Annotated in this window: 21 protein-coding genes and 1 tRNA gene; 1 reads left to right on the forward strand and 21 read right to left on the reverse strand. The window is 57.1% G+C overall.

Annotated features, from left to right (window positions below; all coding sequences use genetic code 11):
• Positions 1 to 106: 106 nt before the first annotated feature.
• Together NMC31_RS07310 and NMC31_RS26260 are read right to left on the reverse strand one after the other, a co-directional pair.
• Positions 107 to 1,531, reverse strand: a complete 1,425-nt coding sequence (locus tag NMC31_RS07310; RefSeq protein WP_253897450.1) for an EmmdR/YeeO family multidrug/toxin efflux MATE transporter — start codon at positions 1,529 to 1,531, stop codon at positions 107 to 109.
• A 94-nt stretch (positions 1,532 to 1,625) separates the two neighbouring features.
• Positions 1,626 to 1,718 carry a DUF5951 family protein gene (locus NMC31_RS26260; protein ID WP_223145796.1) on the reverse strand — a complete coding sequence of 31 codons (93 nt, stop codon included), beginning with the start codon at positions 1,716 to 1,718 and terminating at the stop codon, positions 1,626 to 1,628.
• 6 nt (positions 1,719 to 1,724) lie between these two features.
• Between NMC31_RS26260 and NMC31_RS07315 the strand changes: the two genes are divergently transcribed.
• Positions 1,725 to 1,800 (forward strand) — tRNA-Asn (locus NMC31_RS07315).
• A gap of 44 nt (positions 1,801 to 1,844) precedes the next feature.
• On the opposite strand, the gene ldtA is transcribed toward NMC31_RS07315, so the two are convergent.
• The 19 genes from ldtA to NMC31_RS07410 all read right to left on the reverse strand — a co-directional run bounded on the left by ldtA (position 1,845) and on the right by NMC31_RS07410 (position 17,057).
• Positions 1,845 to 2,774 carry a L,D-transpeptidase gene (gene ldtA / locus NMC31_RS07320; RefSeq protein ID WP_253897451.1) on the reverse strand — a complete coding sequence of 310 codons (930 nt, stop codon included), beginning with the start codon at positions 2,772 to 2,774 and terminating at the stop codon, positions 1,845 to 1,847.
• Positions 2,775 to 2,916: 142 nt separating this feature from the next.
• The gene (gene cobT / locus NMC31_RS07325; protein WP_253897452.1) at positions 2,917 to 3,972 is read right to left on the reverse strand and encodes a nicotinate-nucleotide--dimethylbenzimidazole phosphoribosyltransferase; all 1,056 of its coding nucleotides are present in this window, start codon (positions 3,970 to 3,972) and stop codon (positions 2,917 to 2,919) included.
• Between the two features lie 30 nt (positions 3,973 to 4,002).
• Positions 4,003 to 4,743 carry an adenosylcobinamide-GDP ribazoletransferase gene (cobS, locus tag NMC31_RS07330; protein WP_253897453.1) on the reverse strand — a complete coding sequence of 247 codons (741 nt, stop codon included), beginning with the start codon at positions 4,741 to 4,743 and terminating at the stop codon, positions 4,003 to 4,005.
• Positions 4,740 to 5,285: a bifunctional adenosylcobinamide kinase/adenosylcobinamide-phosphate guanylyltransferase gene (gene cobU, locus NMC31_RS07335; RefSeq protein WP_253897598.1), complete on the reverse strand. Its 546-nt coding sequence runs from the start codon at positions 5,283 to 5,285 to the stop codon at positions 4,740 to 4,742. Before cobU ends, cobS begins: the two co-directional genes overlap by 4 nt.
• Complete coding sequence (locus tag NMC31_RS07340) at positions 5,279 to 6,805, reverse strand: cobyric acid synthase (protein ID WP_253897599.1); 1,527 nt, start codon at positions 6,803 to 6,805, stop codon at positions 5,279 to 5,281. Before NMC31_RS07340 ends, cobU begins: the two co-directional genes overlap by 7 nt.
• On the reverse strand, positions 6,805 to 7,617 hold the full coding sequence (locus tag NMC31_RS07345) for an energy-coupling factor ABC transporter ATP-binding protein (RefSeq protein ID WP_253897454.1): 813 nt from the start codon (positions 7,615 to 7,617) through the stop codon (positions 6,805 to 6,807). The genes NMC31_RS07340 and NMC31_RS07345 overlap by 1 nt, the downstream gene beginning before the upstream one ends.
• 8 nt (positions 7,618 to 7,625) lie before the next feature.
• The gene (locus tag NMC31_RS07350) at positions 7,626 to 8,303 is read right to left on the reverse strand and encodes an energy-coupling factor ABC transporter transmembrane protein (protein WP_253897600.1); all 678 of its coding nucleotides are present in this window, start codon (positions 8,301 to 8,303) and stop codon (positions 7,626 to 7,628) included.
• Entirely contained in the window at positions 8,290 to 8,571 is a 282-nt protein-coding gene (locus NMC31_RS07355; RefSeq protein ID WP_015963893.1) for an energy-coupling factor ABC transporter substrate-binding protein, read from the reverse strand. The genes NMC31_RS07350 and NMC31_RS07355 overlap by 14 nt, the downstream gene beginning before the upstream one ends.
• Entirely contained in the window at positions 8,572 to 9,309 is a 738-nt protein-coding gene (cbiM, locus tag NMC31_RS07360) for a cobalt ECF transporter S component CbiM (RefSeq protein ID WP_253897455.1), read from the reverse strand.
• Positions 9,309 to 10,019, reverse strand: a complete 711-nt coding sequence (locus NMC31_RS07365; protein ID WP_253897456.1) for a cobalt-factor II C(20)-methyltransferase — start codon at positions 10,017 to 10,019, stop codon at positions 9,309 to 9,311. The genes cbiM and NMC31_RS07365 overlap by 1 nt, the downstream gene beginning before the upstream one ends.
• Complete coding sequence (cbiK, locus tag NMC31_RS07370; RefSeq protein ID WP_253897457.1) at positions 10,016 to 10,810, reverse strand: sirohydrochlorin cobaltochelatase; 795 nt, start codon at positions 10,808 to 10,810, stop codon at positions 10,016 to 10,018. Before cbiK ends, NMC31_RS07365 begins: the two co-directional genes overlap by 4 nt.
• Positions 10,807 to 11,607 (reverse strand): cobalt-precorrin-6A reductase, encoded by an 801-nt coding sequence (locus tag NMC31_RS07375; RefSeq protein WP_253897458.1) that lies wholly within the window; start codon positions 11,605 to 11,607, stop codon positions 10,807 to 10,809. Before NMC31_RS07375 ends, cbiK begins: the two co-directional genes overlap by 4 nt.
• A complete protein-coding gene (locus NMC31_RS07380; RefSeq protein WP_253897459.1) occupies positions 11,604 to 12,329 on the reverse strand; it encodes a precorrin-3B C(17)-methyltransferase in 726 nt (241 codons plus the stop codon). The genes NMC31_RS07375 and NMC31_RS07380 overlap by 4 nt, the downstream gene beginning before the upstream one ends.
• Positions 12,329 to 13,384, reverse strand: coding sequence for a cobalt-precorrin 5A hydrolase (cbiG, locus tag NMC31_RS07385; protein WP_253897460.1), 1,056 nt, complete (start codon positions 13,382 to 13,384; stop codon positions 12,329 to 12,331). Before cbiG ends, NMC31_RS07380 begins: the two co-directional genes overlap by 1 nt.
• Positions 13,365 to 14,138 (reverse strand): cobalt-precorrin-4 methyltransferase, encoded by a 774-nt coding sequence (locus tag NMC31_RS07390; RefSeq protein ID WP_149462309.1) that lies wholly within the window; start codon positions 14,136 to 14,138, stop codon positions 13,365 to 13,367. Before NMC31_RS07390 ends, cbiG begins: the two co-directional genes overlap by 20 nt.
• Positions 14,131 to 14,700, reverse strand: a complete 570-nt coding sequence (locus NMC31_RS07395) for a decarboxylating cobalt-precorrin-6B (C(15))-methyltransferase (protein ID WP_149462310.1) — start codon at positions 14,698 to 14,700, stop codon at positions 14,131 to 14,133. The genes NMC31_RS07390 and NMC31_RS07395 overlap by 8 nt, the downstream gene beginning before the upstream one ends.
• Positions 14,690 to 15,295 (reverse strand): cobalt-precorrin-7 (C(5))-methyltransferase, encoded by a 606-nt coding sequence (locus NMC31_RS07400; protein ID WP_253897461.1) that lies wholly within the window; start codon positions 15,293 to 15,295, stop codon positions 14,690 to 14,692. The genes NMC31_RS07395 and NMC31_RS07400 overlap by 11 nt, the downstream gene beginning before the upstream one ends.
• Positions 15,289 to 16,428 (reverse strand): cobalt-precorrin-5B (C(1))-methyltransferase CbiD, encoded by a 1,140-nt coding sequence (gene cbiD / locus NMC31_RS07405; RefSeq protein ID WP_253897462.1) that lies wholly within the window; start codon positions 16,426 to 16,428, stop codon positions 15,289 to 15,291. Before cbiD ends, NMC31_RS07400 begins: the two co-directional genes overlap by 7 nt.
• A complete protein-coding gene (locus tag NMC31_RS07410; RefSeq protein WP_253897463.1) occupies positions 16,425 to 17,057 on the reverse strand; it encodes a cobalt-precorrin-8 methylmutase in 633 nt (210 codons plus the stop codon). Before NMC31_RS07410 ends, cbiD begins: the two co-directional genes overlap by 4 nt.
• Positions 17,058 to 17,059 lie beyond the last annotated feature (2 nt).

Below are 17,059 nucleotides of genomic sequence, written 5' to 3' on the forward strand. Positions count from 1 at the left end.
CCCGGGGTTGTCAAAGCCTGTTTTCACAAAAAAATACCGTTTGCTGTTTTATTCCACACTTCGGTTAAAAATCATCGGTTTCTGATGATTTTCACAGCAATGGCGCTTACTCCATCTTCACGCGCGGGTATTTCCACAACCAGCGGCCACTGACCAGTCGCCAGTAGAACAGCGCACCACGGACTGCCCAGTCGAGGAACATCCCTAACCACACACCGACGACGCCCATACCGAGCACAATACCCAGCGTATAGCCCGCCACTACCCGGCAGCCCCACATCCCCAGCATTGATACCCACATCGCAAAGCGCACATCACGCGCGCCTTTAAAGCCTGAGGGCAGCACCCAGGATGCGGCCCAGATTGGCATAAAGGCAGCGTTCAGCCACAACAGCACTTTCACCACTTCTTTTACATCCTGCTCCTGGGTATAGAATGACGCGAACAGCCCCGCAAATGGCGCGGTGCCCCAGGCAATGGCCGTCAGTACGATGGTCGACATCCAGAAGACATGGCGCAGCTGGCGTTCCGCCTGACCAATCTGCCCGGTACCCAAACGTTTACCCGTGATGATAGTTGATGCCGAACCCAGGGCGTTACCGGGCAAGTTAATGAGCGCCGCCACAGAAAAGGCAATAAAGTTGCCTGCGATAACGTTGGTCCCCATTCCGGCAACAAACATCTGGGTAAGTAATTTCCCGCCATTAAACAGCACCGACTCAATGCTGGCCGGAATACCAATCCCCATCACCTCCCAGATAATGGCGAAATTCAGCGGCTTCAGATAGCTTTTCAGCGGAATACGCAGCGCCGGGTTAAAGCCAATCATCAGCACCCAGATAATCGCTGCCGCACCGATATAGCGCGAAATGGTTAACCCCAGACCCGCGCCCGCAAACCCCAACCCTTGCCAGGAAAACGCGCCGTAAATCAGGATGCTACTGATGATAATGTTGAGAATGTTCATTCCACCGTTAATCATCAGCGGAATTTTCGTGTTCCCTGCGCCACGCAGCGCGCCGCTACCAATCAACGCAATCGCCGCCGCCGGATAACTCAGCACCGTCAGTTCAAGGTAGGTTAAGGCCAGCCCTTTTACTTCCGGCGTCGCTTCACCCGCGACAATATTAATAATCTCACTGCCGAAATAGTGGATGACCGCAGCCAGCACAATGGCAAACAAGGTCATAATCACCAGTGACTGTCGTGCAGCCGCCCTCGCCCTTCGCCGGTCACGTTTACCCAGACTAAAGGCGACCACCACCGTTGTCCCGAGATCGATAGCCGCAAAAAAAGCCATGATCACCATATTAAAACTGTCGGCAAGCCCGACCCCTGCCATCGCTTCTTTCCCCAGCCAGCTCACCAGGAAGGTACTCAATACCCCCATCAGCAGGACGCAGGTATTCTCCAGAAAAATAGGTACAGCAAGGGGGGTGATTTCACGCCAGAAGAGGACTCGATAGCTTTTGCGTTTTTTATACCAGGGCGTGCGTGCGACGGCCTGACGGAGCGCGGTAGTGACGTTCAAAGTGGACCTTAGTGAGAAAGTTGAAACTCCATTTCAAATGATGAGGGAGAAACCCGGATCCTGCAAAACATTTTTCCTTAATATTTGTCGGTAATTACAACAAATTGTTGACGGAATCGGCAATCAGCATGAACAGCCAGAATTGGTGTTTGACAAAATTTTTTTCGCCGCTAATATGTGCCTCCACAACGATTCCTCTGTAGTTCAGTCGGTAGAACGGCGGACTGTTAATCCGTATGTCACTGGTTCGAGTCCAGTCAGAGGAGCCAAATTCGAGAAGCCCGCTTTTAGCGGGCTTTTTGCTATCTGCAAATCAGAAACGCTCACTTCCCGCACTGATATTCACCGGCATGCCCGAACGACGCTGCATTTCGCTTTGCGCCCGGGTAGCATCTACCCCTTCCCCGCGCACGAAAGCCTGCATGGCTGGCGTGACCGGGAGCGGTACTTTTTTATCCGATTCATATTCAGCGCGGTTACGGGATAACGGCTCGTGAACTTCCAGCCAGCGGCTGCCGTCTGGTTCAGTCGTGTATTTCACCGGGCGGTCAATAATTTGCACCCGTGTGCCCACCGGCACCGTATCAAACAAATATTTGATATCGTCATTGCGAAGGCGAATACAGCCCTGGCTTACGCGCAGCCCAATACCAAAATTCGCATTGGTGCCGTGGATGGCATACAGCCTGCCAATATAAATAGCGTACAGCCCCATCGGGTTTTCTGGCCCGGCAGGCACCATCGCGGGCAGCGTTTTGCCCTCTTTGGCGTATTCACGACGCGTATTGGCCGTCGGCACCCAGGTGGGTCCTTCCTGCTTACGCTCCACTTTTGTTACCCAGTTGCGCGGTGTTTCACGCCCTGCCTGGCCAATGCCAATCGGCAGCACTTCAACGCTGCTGCCGTCCGGTGGGTAGTAATAGAGGCGCATCTCCGCAACGTTAATCACGATACCTTCTCGCGGCGTATCAGGCAGGATGAGCTGCTGCGGAATGGTCAGCGTTGTACCGCGCGCGGGAAGATAAACATCCACACCAGGGTTGGCCTCCAGCATATTGCTCAGCCCCTGCCCATAGCGGGCGGCGAAGGCTTCCAGCGGGAAGTTACTGTCGAGAGGGACGATGATTTTTAACGGGCTGCCGACCAGTCGGCTTCCTTCCGGGGGCAGCGGGTAGGTCACCGCCAGAACGCTCTGGCTGGCAAGCAGCAGCATAGCGGAGCATAACCGTTTGACACGACGCATAATTTCCCTTCCTCAGCCGTGAAAGATAATTGTTAATTATAGCTTTTTTGTTTACCTTCCGCTGATAAAAGCAGTGATTAACGAGGGGAATTTTATTTAGGCGAAGCGAAACCGCTCCAGTGCGGAGCGGTGAGGGAAAAGATTACTTCTCTGGCAGGACGATATTACTTTCGGCTAACGTCCCCATGTTGTTATAAATAGCGCAGGCGGATTCCACGATATGCATCGCCATTGCCGCCCCACTTCCTTCACCCAAACGCATCTGCATATTGAGATACGGCTCAAGCTGCAATGCTTCCAGCGCGATACGTGCGCCCTTCTCCGCCGACAGATGCGAGGGGATCAGATACGGTTTGACCGCCGGGGCGATTCGACACGCAGCCAGCGCCGAGGCGTAAGAAAGGAAGCCGTCCAGTACCACCGGAAGACCACAGGATGCCGCACCCAGCATCACGCCCGTCATGCCGACTAAATCGAAACCGCCCACTTTTGCCAGCACATCCACGCCATCAGCCGCATTGGGCTGATTAACCGCGATTGCGCGTCGCACCACATCCACTTTATTCGCCAGTTGTGCCTGGGGCAGGTTCGCGCCAATCCCTACGGATTCCTGCGGATCGGCGCCCGTTAACACACTGACAATCGCCGCGGCGGGCGTGGTGTTCGCCATGCCCAACTCGCCAACGCCAAACAGCGTTACCCCCTGCTGTGCCAGATTTTGCGTATAGCGGATGGTTTCCAGCAGCAATTCCTGCGCCTGTTGATGGCGCATTGCCGGGCCACGCGCAATGTTGCCACTGCCGCGCGCCACTTTCATGTTCACCACATCAGGGATAGGATCGGCGTCAATCCCGACATCAATCACATGCACTTTCGCCCCCGCCTGCGCCGCCAGTACGCAAACGCCGGTAGTATGACGCGTCATGTTAACGGTCTGAATCGCAGTGACCACCTGCGGCGAAATCGCCACGCCTTCATGCCAGACGCCATGATCGGCGCACATCACCAGAATCGCTTTTTGCGCGACCTGCGGCTTACCTTTTAGCCCCGGCATGCCCGCTAACTGTATCGCCAGCGCTTCCAGGCGTCCCAGGCTTCCCGGCGGTTTAAGCAACCCGTCGATATGGTGCTGCGCCTGCGCCATCGCGGCGCTATCTAACGCCGGAATAGCAGCGAGCAGCGTTGAGAGTGTTTGCATCTTTTTCCCCGATGTTCCGTTAAGGCTGGCTTAAATTAACGCCAGCAGAAAGATAAGTTCGCCCAGTTCAATGCTTGCGCCCATGGTGTCACCCGTCTGGCCCCCCAGGGTACGTTTGAGCAACTGACCAAGGATAAAGACGGCAATAAAGGTCACCAGAAGCGCACGTAACCCATGTGCTCCCAGCAGCGTCACCACCAGTACCGCAGTCAGCGCGAGGGTCAACGCCGCCTGGCGAGCGGTAACTTTGCCAATAAACAGATTGCCCAGCCCCTCTTCACGCGCGTAGCGGTGGCGATACATCAGCAGCACCACACAGCCGCGGCCGGCGATACAGGCACAGGCCAGCGCCGCCAGCATCGGCGTATCACGCAGCGCCACTTCATTCACCGCCAGCACTTTGCCAAGCAGAACAAAAATGAGCGCTAATCCACCGTGTGTGCCCAGGCGACTGTCGCGCATGATCTCCAGCATTTTTTCACGACGACGCGCAGAGAAGACGCCATCACAGGTATCGGCCAGGCCATCCAGATGGAACCCCCCGGTCAACAGCGCCAGCGCCAGCACCGCGAAAAATGCCGCCAGCGGCACGCCGCACCAGGGCTGTAGCAGCATAAAGACCAGCCCGCTTAATGCCCCCAGCAGTAACCCGACGAGGGGAAACGTAACAACGCCACGGACATACTGGTCGATATCCAGGCCCTGCGACCAGCGCTGAGGCACCGGCAAACGGCTCATAAACGACAGCGTGGCAAAGAAGATCCTGCTCATTTTATTTTGACTCCAATTCCTGACACCACCAGCCAGACGTCATCCGCCGCCTGCGCCAGTCTTTGATTCACTCGCCCGGCAATGTCGCGAAAATGGCGCGCCAGACGGTTCTCCGGCACGATCCCCATTCCCACTTCATTGGTTACCAGCACCACCAATGATGGGCAGCGCTGGCAGGCTATAATAAGCTTCTCAATTTCCAGGTCCACCGCCCTTTCCAGCGCCGCGAAATCCCAGTTATCGACATCGCCTTCCCCGCCGTTGGCAAACAGCACGTTGGTCACAAGCGTCGTCACACACTCCAGCAAAATCGCTTCTTCGGGATCGTTTGTCGGGGCGATCACCGCGTCTAAATCCTGCCAGCGTTCGGCAGTCCGCCAGTGCGCCGGGCGGCTATCGCGGTGATGCTGAATGCGCGCGTCCATTTCCGCATCGGTAATTTGCGAGGTGGCGATGTAAAGCACGTGCGGGTATTCGCGCAGCAGTGATTCCGCGTGACGGCTTTTACCGCTGCGCGCGCCACCGGTGACCAGTATCATGATTGCGGCTCCTGATAGTCGTGCATAATCTGATAAATCTTCTCAATATCAATATGTTCACGCATCGCGTTGGCGAGGATATCAAACTGCTGCGCTTTGTAATCGGCATAGCTCACCGTGACGTCCAGCGCGGAAAGCCCTTTGCGCTGACGCAGAGCGTTAACGATGCCGCGCGTGAAAGCATCGCTATCGAATAAACCGTGCAGATAGGTGCCGAATACCAGCCCATCGTCGCTGACCGCGCCGTCGGCAAGCGTGGAGCCGTCCGGGCGATGCAGCTCCAGCGCCGCGCGACAGTGCGCGTGGCGGGTGGTGGTCCCCATATGGATTTCATACCCGGAAATATCCATCCCGGAGACATTCGCCAGCCAGCCGGGGAGCGTAGTTTGTAGGCGCGCGCGCGTTTGCTCGGTAGTTTTCTCCGGCGCAAACAGCGTGTCTGTCGCCAGCAGCCCCAGACCCGGTAGTACGCCGAGCCCCGATTCAATCTCATCGGTAATCGTTTCGCCAAGCATCTGATAGCCGCCGCAAATGCCCATCACCGGCGTGCCTTCGCGGTGCCGTGCCAGCAACGCCTGCGCAAGGCCGCTTTGCCGCAACCAGTTAAGATCGCCGAGCGTATTTTTGCTGCCCGGTAGAATGATGAGGTCGGCATCGGCCAGTTCCTCCGGCGTGCGCACATAACGCACGCGCACATCCGGCTGCGCCGCCAGCGCGTTGAGATCGGTGAAGTTGGATAAATGTGGAAGTTGCGCCACCGCGATGGTCACCGGGCGATCGCCCACATGTCGATAAAGCCCTCGCTGCATAGCAACGCTGTCTTCCTCTTCAAGGTCAACATCCAGCCACGGCATTACGCCGAGCACCGGTACGCCGGTAAGGTCTTCAATCTGTTTAACACCAGGCATCAGCAGCGAGACATCGCCGCGAAACTTATTGATGATCACCCCTTTGACCCGCGCGCGCTCATGTTCAAGTAGCAGTGCCAGCGTGCCGTAAATGGAAGCAAAAACGCCACCCCGGTCGATGTCAGCCACCAGAATCACCGGGCACTGCGCCAGTTCGGCCATGCCCATATTGACGATATCGCGATCGCGCAGATTAATTTCCGCCGGGCTCCCCGCGCCTTCCAGCACCAGCGCGTCGTACTCCTGCCCAAGGCTGGTATAGACCTCAAGAATTTGCTGACGCAGGCGCGGCTTATAGTCGTGATAGCTTACGGCGTCCATATCGGTCATGACTTTGCCCATCAACACCACCTGCGCCTTGCGGTCGCTGGTCGGTTTGAGCAGCACCGGGTTCATGCGTACATCCGGCGTAATACCGGCGGCTTCCGCCTGAAAAATCTGCGCACGCCCCATCTCTTTGCCATCCGGCGTGATGCCGGAATTAAGGGCCATATTCTGCGATTTAAACGGCGCGGTCTTTAGCCCGTCCTGATGAAAAATACGGCACAGCCCCGCCACCAGCACACTTTTGCCGACGTCGGACGCGGTGCCCTGAATCATAATTGCCTGCGTCATCATGCATGTTCCTGATTGTTGTTGCGCATACGGCTGAAAAATTCATCTTCGGTTTTACACAGCGGCAGGCCGAGTTGGGCATGCAGCTTTACCAGCCAGGGCTGCGTCAACCCGGCTTTTGCCATCACATCCGCGCGGGAAAATACCTCTCCCGGCGCCCCCTCGGCCAGCACTTCGCCACGGTGCATGACATACACCGCATCGCTCACTTCATAAATCAGGTCAATATCGTGGCTGGAGATCACCACATGATTGCCCTGGCTAACAATGCGCCTGATTATCTCAATCATCTGCGTACGCCCGGACGGATCAAGCCCCGCCGTCGGTTCATCGAGCAACAGATAGCGCGCCTTCAGCACCAGCGCGCCGGCAATCGCCACGCGCTTTTTCTGCCCGTGGCTGAGACACTGAATCGGTTGATGACGAAAATGCTGTGCATCCACCAGCGTCAGCGCGTCCTCGACGCGGCGGGCGATTTCCGCCGCATCCACGCCCAGGTTGCGTAGCGCGAACGCAATATCACTGTCGATGTCGGTGTAGAAGATTTGCTGGTCCGGGTCCTGAAAGACAGTGGTGACCTGCTGGCGAAGCGCCAGCAGCCCGCGTTTGCTGTATTCCAGCGGTTTGCCCTGCCACAGTACCGCGCCCTGTTGCGGGCGTAATATGCCGCTTAAATTCATAAACAGCGTCGATTTCCCGCAGCCGTTAGCGCCCACCAGCCCGGTAACGGCGTGCGCAGAAAAATCAAGATTCAGGCCGGTCAACACGGGCGAGTCCTGATAGCGAAAACAGAGATTGTTGGTCGCGAGCATCCGGGCCCCTAAAGGTGAAAATCACCCTGATAAAGTTTGATATCCAGCGTTGTCGCCATCTGCTGATAACGCATAAGCACCCTCGTGAACAGCAACCCAACCAGCATCGCCAGCGAGCGATACCCTTTCGGCAGACTACGATACCCAAAACGCAGCGTCTGTGCGCGATGAATGGCCAGTGCTTCATCTAACAGAATAAAAATGAACCGCCAGGTCAGCAGAATTTGTTCGGTGATTAAGCGCGGCACCCGCGCGCGCTGTAGCAAAACGATGAGCTGATCGAACGGCAGATTAAGCACCAACCAGAACGTCGCCGACAACGCGCACAGGCTACGCCAGAATGTGTCGTTGGCGGTGAAAAGCCCTGACGGCGTCATGCCCAGCCAGTAATGACCAATGGAAATGCCCCACCACAGGCTTTGCGGGTCGCGGCTGATACTGAACAAAATCGTCAATACGCCCACCAGCAAAAAACCCAGCGGCAGCGCCATCCAGCGGCACCAGCGCCACAGGGAAATGCGCGCCACAAAGCAGGTTAGCGCGGCGGTAAACAGCAGCGTTATCACGCGCCCGAGAACGGGCAGCGTAAATGCCAGCACCATCAGCAACAGCCAGAGCAGAAATTTCCACTCCGGCGCAATATGCCGCCAGCGGCTCTGATAGCTGATGCGGTCAAGCCCGGTCATCACGACGCTGGCGTCCTTTGGTGTAGCCAAGAATATAGAAAATTACCGCCGCGCCAATGGAGCCTTGCAGCGTGAACAGTAAACTTTCAATCTCGCCGCTGGCTGGTTCATACAGCGGCTGGAACCACGGTTGATAGTCGGGTGCGACCACCTGAATCTGGTTCTCCGCTTCACCGTCCGACCCGCCATATTCGCCGCCGTGATTAATGAAAAACGGCAGGATCACCAGCGCAATTACCATCGCCAATAGAATCAACGTCTTTTTCATTTAATGCCCCTGTACGGAAATCAACTGTCGTTTGGTAAGCTGATCGTAAATCAGCACCGTTAATAACCCTTCAGCAATAGCGATTGGGATCTGCGTCAGGCAGAAGATCCCCATAAATTTGACGATGGAACCTGTTGCGCCCGTTTCAGGGTCCGGGAACGCAACGCCCAGCTGTACTGAGGTGACGAAATAGGTCACCAGATCCGCCAGCATAGCGCACAAAAATACGCACACATCGCGACGCAGCCCGGCGCGGCAGGCCATCTTCCACACCAGATACCCGACTACCGGGCCAATGACCGCCATCGACATCCCGTTGGCGCCCAGCGTGGTTAATCCGCCGTGGGCCAGCAATAACGCCTGGAACAACAGAACAATGGCGCCCAGAATCGCCACCACGCCGGGGCCAAACAGAATCACCGCCAGCCCAACCCCGGTGGGGTGCGAACAGCTCCCGGTGACCGACGGAATTTTTAGTGCGGAGAGCACGAAGATAAACGCCCCACACAGCGCCAGCAGCACCTTCTGATGATTATCTTCCGCCACGATGCGGCGCAGGCGCACTAAGCCGTACCACAGGCACGGCAGAAACAGCAGCCACCAGGCCAGCGCCCACATCGGCGGTAAAAAACCTTCCATAATGTGCATAGCGAACGCCTGCTCGGGTACCACCATCAGCAGCAGCGCGGCGGCGAGGCCGCTCAGGGAAAGCTGTTTCAGTTGTTTTTCAAGGATCATTACGCTGACCTCCACTGTTTATTGACCAGGATGGTGGAGAAATACGGCAGCGGCTGATCGTCGCTCACCTCCGCCAGATTGTGCCAGCACTGCTCGCCGGGCAGCGTGGCTTCCGCCATCATCAACGCACACTCCAGCAGCCCCGCCTGCGCCAGTAGCGCCTTAATGCGGGCGAAGCGGCCATACACCTTCATCAGTACCAGGCTGTCGTGCTGCACCAGCGCCTGAGCAATCTCCGATTCTGGCGCGGTACAGGCAATCACCGCCATCGACTGCTGTTCCATGGCCAGCGGCGTTTTACTGCGGGCGGCAATGGCGGCAAACGAGGTCACGCCAGGCACAATCTCCAGCCAGTCTGGATTGCCAATACGCGCCAGCAGAAAGACCCAGGTGCTGAAGAGCATCGCGTCGCCCAGCGTGATAAATCCGACCTGTTTGCCGGCCTCCACTTCCTGCACCAGCGCGGCGGCAACGTCGTTCCAGACGGCTTCTTTTTCCGCGCTGTCGGCGCTCATCGGGAAGTGGCAACAGCGAACTTCGGTCTGTTCGCCGAGATACTCCCGCACAATGGAGAGCGCTAAACTATCGCCACCTTTACGTCCGGCGGGCGCATACAAAATATCGAGTGAGCCCAGCGTGCGGGCGGCGCGAACGGTAATCAGATCGGATGTCCCGGGCCCGGTGCTCAGCGCATATAATTTCCCCGTCATGCGGCTTCTCCCAGCGTTTCATCAAGTGCCTGATGTAAATGCTTCACAAACATCGCCCGCACCTGCGGGTTTTCGCCCAGCCCACACAGCCACGGTGTGGCGGGGATCCCGGCGGCGTTAAATAAGGTTTTCCACGAGTCTTCTTCATCAGAAGCCATGTCGTTGATCGCATGATCGCCCGCGACCAGCATCAGCGGCATCAGGTGAACCGCACTCACGCCTTCGCGTTGCATGCTGGCAATCAGACCGTCCACTTCCGGGTAACTCTCAACCGCGCCGACGCGTGCAGGAAACTGCTGCGCGGTCATCATATGGTCTAAACAGGCGTAGGCGGCAAAGGCATGGTGGCTGGCGCCGTGGCCCATAAAGACCACTTTCTCGTTAGCGGTGAGCGTGGGCATTTGCTGGCGCAGCGCCGACATCAGCTCAACGTAGTCATCGTGGGAGCTCAGTAAAGGCGCGCCCAGCGTCAGATGGGAAAATAGCGGGCGCAGAGATTGCACTTCGCTTGCAATCTTTTCGTACTCATCACCGTTGATAATATGCAGCGATTGAATCGCCACATCCTGATATCCCTGCTCCGCCAGTTTTTGCAACGCCTGCAATGGGGTATCAATCTCAATACCGTCGCGCTGTTTCAGCTTGCGGATAATCATCCCGGACGTGAAAGCGCGAAACAGGTCGCGATCCGGGCAACTGGCGGCAAGCTCACGCTCGCAGGCAACGATATTTTTTTCGCAGGTTTCGGGGTAGCTGGTGCCGAAACTGACGACCAGAAGGGCTTTTTTCATCGATTCTCTCCTTCCGCCGTCGCCAGCCAGCGTACAATACGCCGCTGCACATCGGCGCGGTTTTCCAGTAGTTCCTCCCCCGACACCAGCGGTGCCGGGCGCGTAATCACGATGCAGGGAATACCCGCATCCAGACAGGGCTGTACTTTTTCCTGATAACCGCCCTCAGCGCCTGAGGATTTGGTAATCACTACATCGGCGTGGCACTGGCGGTAAAACGCGGCGTTAAACGCCGCACTGAACGGGCCGCAGAGTGCAAAAATCTCGCCCACCCCGAAACCCAGTTCGACACACTGGTTTATCACTTCAGGTACCGGTAATACGCGGGCCAACAGCGTTTTCTCCGGCAGGCCTGCACGCCACTGCGCTAAATCTTTACTGCCGGTGGTGAGCAATACGCGCTCGCCAAAACGCTTCGCCATGTCGCACGCCTGGCGGATATCTGGCACAAAATGAAGCAACGGATGGGTGAGATCGCGTAGCTGTTCCGGGCGCTGATAGCGGCTCAGCACTACGCCCGCCGCTTCGCAGGCGCGCACTACGTTACGGCTCACGACTTCGGCGTAAGGATGCGACGCGTCGATCACCCAGCGCGTGTTGTTTTCCTTTAACCACGTCACCATCTGCGCCAACTCCAGCCGCCCGCAGCGTACCTGGCCGCGAATATCGCCCACCAGTTGCTGCCCGGTTGGCGTAGCAACGGAAAGGGTGTAATGCACATTCGCGGCATCCAGCAGCAGGCAGATCATTCGCGCATCGCTGGTGCCGCCAATGACCAACACATCGCCGAAACTCACAGCACATACCCTCGCGGGGTGATCATCAGGCCATCCTGCACATAGGTGGTTTTATTGCCGACAATCACCAGGCTTGTCATATCCACCGGCGCAAAATCCATCTCGCCAAGGGTGGTCACCCATTTTTCCTCTTTCTTACGCCCCGCCGATTTCACCACGCCCACCGGCGTATTCGCACTTTTACTGGCGGCCAGCAGTTCAAACGCGCGCGCCAGGTGTCCTTCGCGACCCCGGCTGCGCGGGTTATAGAAACAGATAACAAAGTCAGCCTCTCCTGCGGCGATAATGCGTTTTTCAATAACCGGCCACGGCGTCAGCAGGTCGCTCAGGCTGATGTGGCAGAAGTCATGCATCAGCGGCGCGCCAAGCAATGACGCCGCCGCAATACTGGCGGTCATCCCTGGAATCAGGCGCACTTCCACATCACATTTCTGTTTGCTGACCAGTTCCAGCACCAGCCCTGCCATGCCGTAAATACCGGCATCGCCGCTGCTGATCAGCGCCACGTTGTGCCCGGACTGCGCCAGGTCAATCGCCGTCTGGCAACGCTCAATCTCTTTGCACATGCCGGTTTTGATAACCTGCTTGTCGCCGGTAAAGGCTTTCACCAGATGGGTATACGTTTTATAACCGACGATAATTTCCGCCGCCTGTAACGCTTCCACGGCTTCCATAGTCATCATTGCCTGCGAGCCAGGGCCAATTCCAATAACGGTTAACATCAGTGTGCTACTCCCAAAGTGATGGTGACGCCCTGTTCGCGCAGGGTCTCTCCGGTGATATTGCCCTCACTCAGCAACCAGGCCGATGGGCCGGAGACGCTGCCAACGCCCACCGTCTGGCGGACAAAATCAGAGGAGGTAAATCGGTGTTCATGTTCACTCAACGCGTCGGCGCTGAAGGTGTAAAACGGCACGCGGCAGGCTGCAGCAAGCTCGTTCAGCGCGGCTTCCTCTTTTTTAAGCTCAATGCTGCCGATGGCTTTCAACGCCAGCGGGTCAACATTTTGCGCTGCCATCAGGCGCTCAAGCAGCGCGAAGACGCGTGGACCGGGGGTATCGCGACGACAACCAATCCCGGCCACAACACGCTGTGGAATCAGCTTCCAGTGTCTGATGGCAATATCAGGTAAGTCGCGCTGCAGCGTGATACACACGAGCGCATCCAGTTCCGGTAACGACTGCAAATCGGCAACGGCAATAAACCCACGGCTATCACACTGACTGAGTGCCTGCTGAAAAGGGGCATCGCACCACAACCCTATCCGCTTCCCGCTTACCAGCATCTGGTTGACGGTTTTTACCGTCGCGCGAAAATCAACCATTCGCGCATTTAGCTGAAAGGCCAGCGTATCGAGTGACGCCAGTTGGTTCACATCTGTCGCGGTCGTAATCACCGGCTCAGCATCGAGCAAATCGGCCAGATAACGCGTCAGGGCATTCGCCCCGCCAGCATGTCCCGAAAGCAGGCTGATAACATGACGCCCCTGCTCATCAATAACGATCACCGCCGGGTCACTAAACTTGTCGGCGATCACCGGTGCCAGCACGCGAACGGTAATCCCCGTTGCACCAATAAAAATCAGCGCAGAATAGTTCGCGAATGCCTCACGGGCAGCCTGCGCGAATCCCCCCTCAAAGGGACTAAACCCCGCTTCCAGCAAGCTTTCACTGGTAAAACAGGTCATCGGCAACAGGGCCGATAAGCGTTTTGCCAAACGAACTCCGCCGGGCGTCAGGCAAAACAGCGCTATTGACTCAGGCTTTACGATATTCATGGCTAAAGTCCGCGGCATAGAGTTTTGAATAGTGGTATTCATCGCCCAAAAATTTCCCCACCAGAATCAGCGCTGTTTTGCGAATGCCCGCATCGCGCACTTTGTCGGCGATATCTGCCAGTGTGCCGCGTACAGTCTGGCTTTCGGGCCAGGTCGCTTTGTAGATGACCGCAACGGGCGTCGTTGCCGGATACCCGCCTTCAATCAGGCGTTCGGCAACGCGGTTGATTCGCTGGACGGAGAGATAAATCGCCATTGAGGTTTGATGCTGTGCGAAAGATTCAAGCTGTTCGCGTTCCGGGACCGGCGTGCGTCCTTCAAGACGCGTAATGATGAGACTTTGCGACACTTCCGGCACGGTGTACTCGACGCCCAGCTCTGCCGCCGCTCCCAGAAAAGCGCTCACGCCCGGCACCACCTGCCACGCAATCCCTCTGCGGGTTAACTCTTCCCCCTGCTCGCGCACGGAACCATAGAGCGAGACATCGCCCGTTTGCAGGCGAACCACGGTTTTTCCTGCTTTGATGCCCGCCTCCATCACATCGAGAATTTGCGTCAGGTGGAGCTCAGCGCTGTCGTAGTACTGCGCTTCCACCGGGCAGTATTCCAGCAGTTCCGTGTTGATAAGCGATCCGGCGTAAATCACCACCTGTGCTTGCTGTAATAACCGGTAGCCCTTAAGGGTAATCAGTTCCCGGTCACCGGGGCCTGCGCCCACAAACCAGACGCAACGGGGGTCGAATGTTTCAGACATGCGCTTCTTCCTTCTGACAGGCGATGACATAAACGGGGTTATTGGCTTTGAAATAGTGACCGCTACCGAGCGGCATACGTGCTGATACCTGAATGTGCTGGCAATCCACCTCAACACACCCACGTGCTTGCAGGTGCGCCAGCGCGGCATTAAGGTTTTCCTGCAGGATAAAGGTCATCACCAGTCGCCCGGCGGGATGGAGTTGCTCAAACGCCCAGTCGATAAGCGCGGGTAACTCGCCGCCGCTACCGCCCACGAAAATGGCATCAGCTTTCTCTTTTACCGCAACAGGGGCGTGCGCCTGAACAATCGAGATGTGTTCACAGCCGAAATGGCGGCAATTCTGAGCCATCAGGTCGAGCGCCGCCGGGTTGCGTTCAATCGCAGTAACCTGAAGCGCGGGAAAATGCACTGCGGCTTCAATGGAGACGCTTCCCGTACCTGCGCCAACATCAATAAAATGGTCAGCACGGTGCAGTTCCAGCTTTGATAACGCCAGTGCGCGGACCACTTCTTTGGTCATCGGGACTTTTTCACCGCGTAAAAACAGTTCATCTTTCATCAAGGATCACCACGGTATTCATGCCATAGTCAGCATTGACCTCACTGACGCGCAGCCAGTGGATCTGTTCATTTTCCATCGCCAGATTTTCGCCAATCACCATCCAGCGTTCCCCTTTTCCCCGCGCGACGAGTTGCGCCGCAATATGACGCGGGCCGCACCGGGCATCCGTCACCATCGCCACTTTGCGCTGACGAGCCAGTTCATCAAAAGAAACCTCACGGCCATGGCTGCTGGTCAGCCACATTTCGTTCATATCAATACCCGCGCGGGCGCAGAGGTATTGCACGGCGCTAATGCCCGGCACAATACGCACTGCTTCACGCCCAAAATGCGCCACCATGCGCGTACCAATGCCGTAAAACAGGGGATCGCCAGAGGCCAGCACCACGATGTTCTGGTGCTGATGTTCCGTTATCCACACCAGCAGTTGCGCAATATCGGCATCAAGGAGACGCTGCTCGCCGTTAAAATCGGGAAACTGAGCCAGATGACGTTTTGCCCCCACCAGTGCATCGGCTTGCGCGATAGCGTTCTGTGCCAGCGGCGTAATCAGCGTTAATCCGGCCGGCCCCATTCCCACAACGGTTAACATTGCAGCGCCTCCACAATGTCGCTGACCGGGCGATTACTGCCCAGGACCTGGTTATCAAAGGCGAACATGATGGCGTCGCAAACAGGCGGCGTTTTGGTGTAGCGGAGTTTTTGCAGTACCCGCATGCAGATACGTTCGGCAAGATGGTTGTAGATATGCTGGAAACCGTAAGCGTCGATGTGCTCCATCGCCGCCTCAGTGGTATCGCAGTCGCCGACCAGCGTCAGCAGTTCGAGCGGTGCGCCCAGCAGCGCCAGATGCGCCACCAGCGTTTCCATTCTCGCATCCGCGATATGGCTGTGGGTGTGGAAAATCCCGGCGGCAATTTTGATAAGCTTGCCGGGATGACCAATGAGGACAATGTGCTGATACCCCAGACGCACCGCTTCTTCCACCATGTAGCCGACGAAGTTGCTCATGGTGACCACCACATTACTGTCGATGCCCATTTGTTCCCGGACAAAGCGCTCACCGTGGTTCCCCGGCACCAGCACGACTCGCGTCAACCCGGCAGCACGTTTGATCTCCAGTTCCAGCGACAGGGAGCGTTTCCAGCTCTCTTCTGACATCGGCGTAACAATTCCCGTCGTGCCCAGAATCGAAATACCGCCAACAATACCGAGGCGCGCGTTATAGGTTTTCAGCGCCCGCTCTTCACCTTCCGGGGCAAAAATTTCCACTTCCGCACCGCGCAATGGGCCGATAGCTTCACGGACGGCGGCTTCAATCGTCTGACGTGGTGTGCGGTTAATCGCCGCGCTTCCCAACGGCAGCCCCACCCCTTTGCGGGTGACGGTGCCAACACCTTCACCGCCGCGCAGCACAATCTCGCCGCTGTCGTTCAGGCTGACACGGGCAAAAATCAGCATGCCGTGAGTGGCATCAATATCGTCACCACCATCTTTGCGTATCGCCGCCACGGCCTGCTGCCCTTCAATGTGCGGCGATTCCACGTTCAGGTTGAGCGTCACGCCAGAGGGCGTAACGATAGAGACCTGGTGGATGAGATGCTGACGCAGCACCATCAGCGCCGCGACTTTCGCCGCCGCAGTGGCACAGGACCCCGTGGTATAGCCCTTACGCAGGGGCTTACCGTTGTGCCAGACAGGTGCATCAAATGCCGCGTCACTCATTTCGCATCTCGCAGATGATAGAGAATGGCATTCACAATCGCCGCCGCCACATTACTTCCCCCTTTACGCCCCAGCGCAGCAATGGCGGGTAAATCACTGTGCGTCAGCGCCTCTTTAGATTCCGCCGCACCCACAAACCCGACCGGAACGCCCACCACACCGCTCACCTTTACAGGATGCTCCAGCAGACGGAACAAGGCCGTCGGTGCGTTGCCGAATACAAACACCTTTTCACCCTCTTCACGCACTGCGATATCGACCGCCGCCATTGAACGCGTGATGCCCTGCGCCTTCGCTTCGCGCACTACGCGCGGGTCACTGATATAGCAGCGGCATTCGCCGCCAGAGTTTGCCAGCAGCGGTTTGTTGATGCCGGAGAGCGCCATTGTTGTATCGGTGTAGAGCGTGCAAGGGCGGCTTAACGCCGCGGTTAGCTGCTCCAGGGCATCGGCGGAAAACCATAAAATGTCCAGCCATTCGAAATCGGCGGTGGTGTGAATGACCCGTTTGATAATCGCTTCATGGAGCGGGCTGGCGAACCGGTAATCAGGTCGGGTTTCGCGGATTATCTCGCCAATAATGTCAAAGCTTTTGGCCTCAATGGCCTGTGGCTGGCGGATGTAATTCATGT

Origin of the sequence: Pseudocitrobacter vendiensis (assembly GCF_943590815.1) — a bacterium.
Lineage (GTDB): Bacteria > Pseudomonadota > Gammaproteobacteria > Enterobacterales > Enterobacteriaceae > Pseudocitrobacter > Pseudocitrobacter vendiensis.

What these genes read in the sequence shown, in the direction of transcription:
- NMC31_RS07390 (WP_149462309.1), bottom strand. Translation starts at nt 14,138, where the DNA reads ATGTCTGAAACATTCGACCCCCGTTGCGTCTGGTTTGTGGGCGCAGGC.
- NMC31_RS07400 (WP_253897461.1), bottom strand. Translation starts at nt 15,295, where the DNA reads ATGTTAACCGTTGTGGGAATGGGGCCGGCCGGATTAACGCTGATTACG.
- cbiM (WP_253897455.1), bottom strand. Translation starts at nt 9,309, where the DNA reads ATGATCCTTGAAAAACAACTGAAACAGCTTTCCCTGAGCGGCCTCGCC.
- ldtA (WP_253897451.1), bottom strand. Translation starts at nt 2,774, where the DNA reads ATGCGTCGTGTCAAACGGTTATGCTCCGCTATGCTGCTGCTTGCCAGC.
- NMC31_RS07410 (WP_253897463.1), bottom strand. Translation starts at nt 17,057, where the DNA reads ATGAATTACATCCGCCAGCCACAGGCCATTGAGGCCAAAAGCTTTGAC.
- cbiK (WP_253897457.1), bottom strand. Translation starts at nt 10,810, where the DNA reads ATGAAAAAAGCCCTTCTGGTCGTCAGTTTCGGCACCAGCTACCCCGAA.
- cobS (WP_253897453.1), bottom strand. Translation starts at nt 4,743, where the DNA reads ATGAGCAGGATCTTCTTTGCCACGCTGTCGTTTATGAGCCGTTTGCCG.
- cbiG (WP_253897460.1), bottom strand. Translation starts at nt 13,384, where the DNA reads ATGAATATCGTAAAGCCTGAGTCAATAGCGCTGTTTTGCCTGACGCCC.
- NMC31_RS07355 (WP_015963893.1), bottom strand. Translation starts at nt 8,571, where the DNA reads ATGAAAAAGACGTTGATTCTATTGGCGATGGTAATTGCGCTGGTGATC.
- NMC31_RS07380 (WP_253897459.1), bottom strand. Translation starts at nt 12,329, where the DNA reads ATGTTAACCGTTATTGGAATTGGCCCTGGCTCGCAGGCAATGATGACT.
- NMC31_RS07395 (WP_149462310.1), bottom strand. Translation starts at nt 14,700, where the DNA reads ATGAAAGATGAACTGTTTTTACGCGGTGAAAAAGTCCCGATGACCAAA.
- NMC31_RS07340 (WP_253897599.1), bottom strand. Translation starts at nt 6,805, where the DNA reads ATGACGCAGGCAATTATGATTCAGGGCACCGCGTCCGACGTCGGCAAA.
- NMC31_RS07365 (WP_253897456.1), bottom strand. Translation starts at nt 10,019, where the DNA reads ATGACGGGGAAATTATATGCGCTGAGCACCGGGCCCGGGACATCCGAT.
- NMC31_RS07345 (WP_253897454.1), bottom strand. Translation starts at nt 7,617, where the DNA reads ATGCTCGCGACCAACAATCTCTGTTTTCGCTATCAGGACTCGCCCGTG.
- NMC31_RS07350 (WP_253897600.1), bottom strand. Translation starts at nt 8,303, where the DNA reads ATGACCGGGCTTGACCGCATCAGCTATCAGAGCCGCTGGCGGCATATT.
- cobT (WP_253897452.1), bottom strand. Translation starts at nt 3,972, where the DNA reads ATGCAAACACTCTCAACGCTGCTCGCTGCTATTCCGGCGTTAGATAGC.
- cbiD (WP_253897462.1), bottom strand. Translation starts at nt 16,428, where the DNA reads ATGAGTGACGCGGCATTTGATGCACCTGTCTGGCACAACGGTAAGCCC.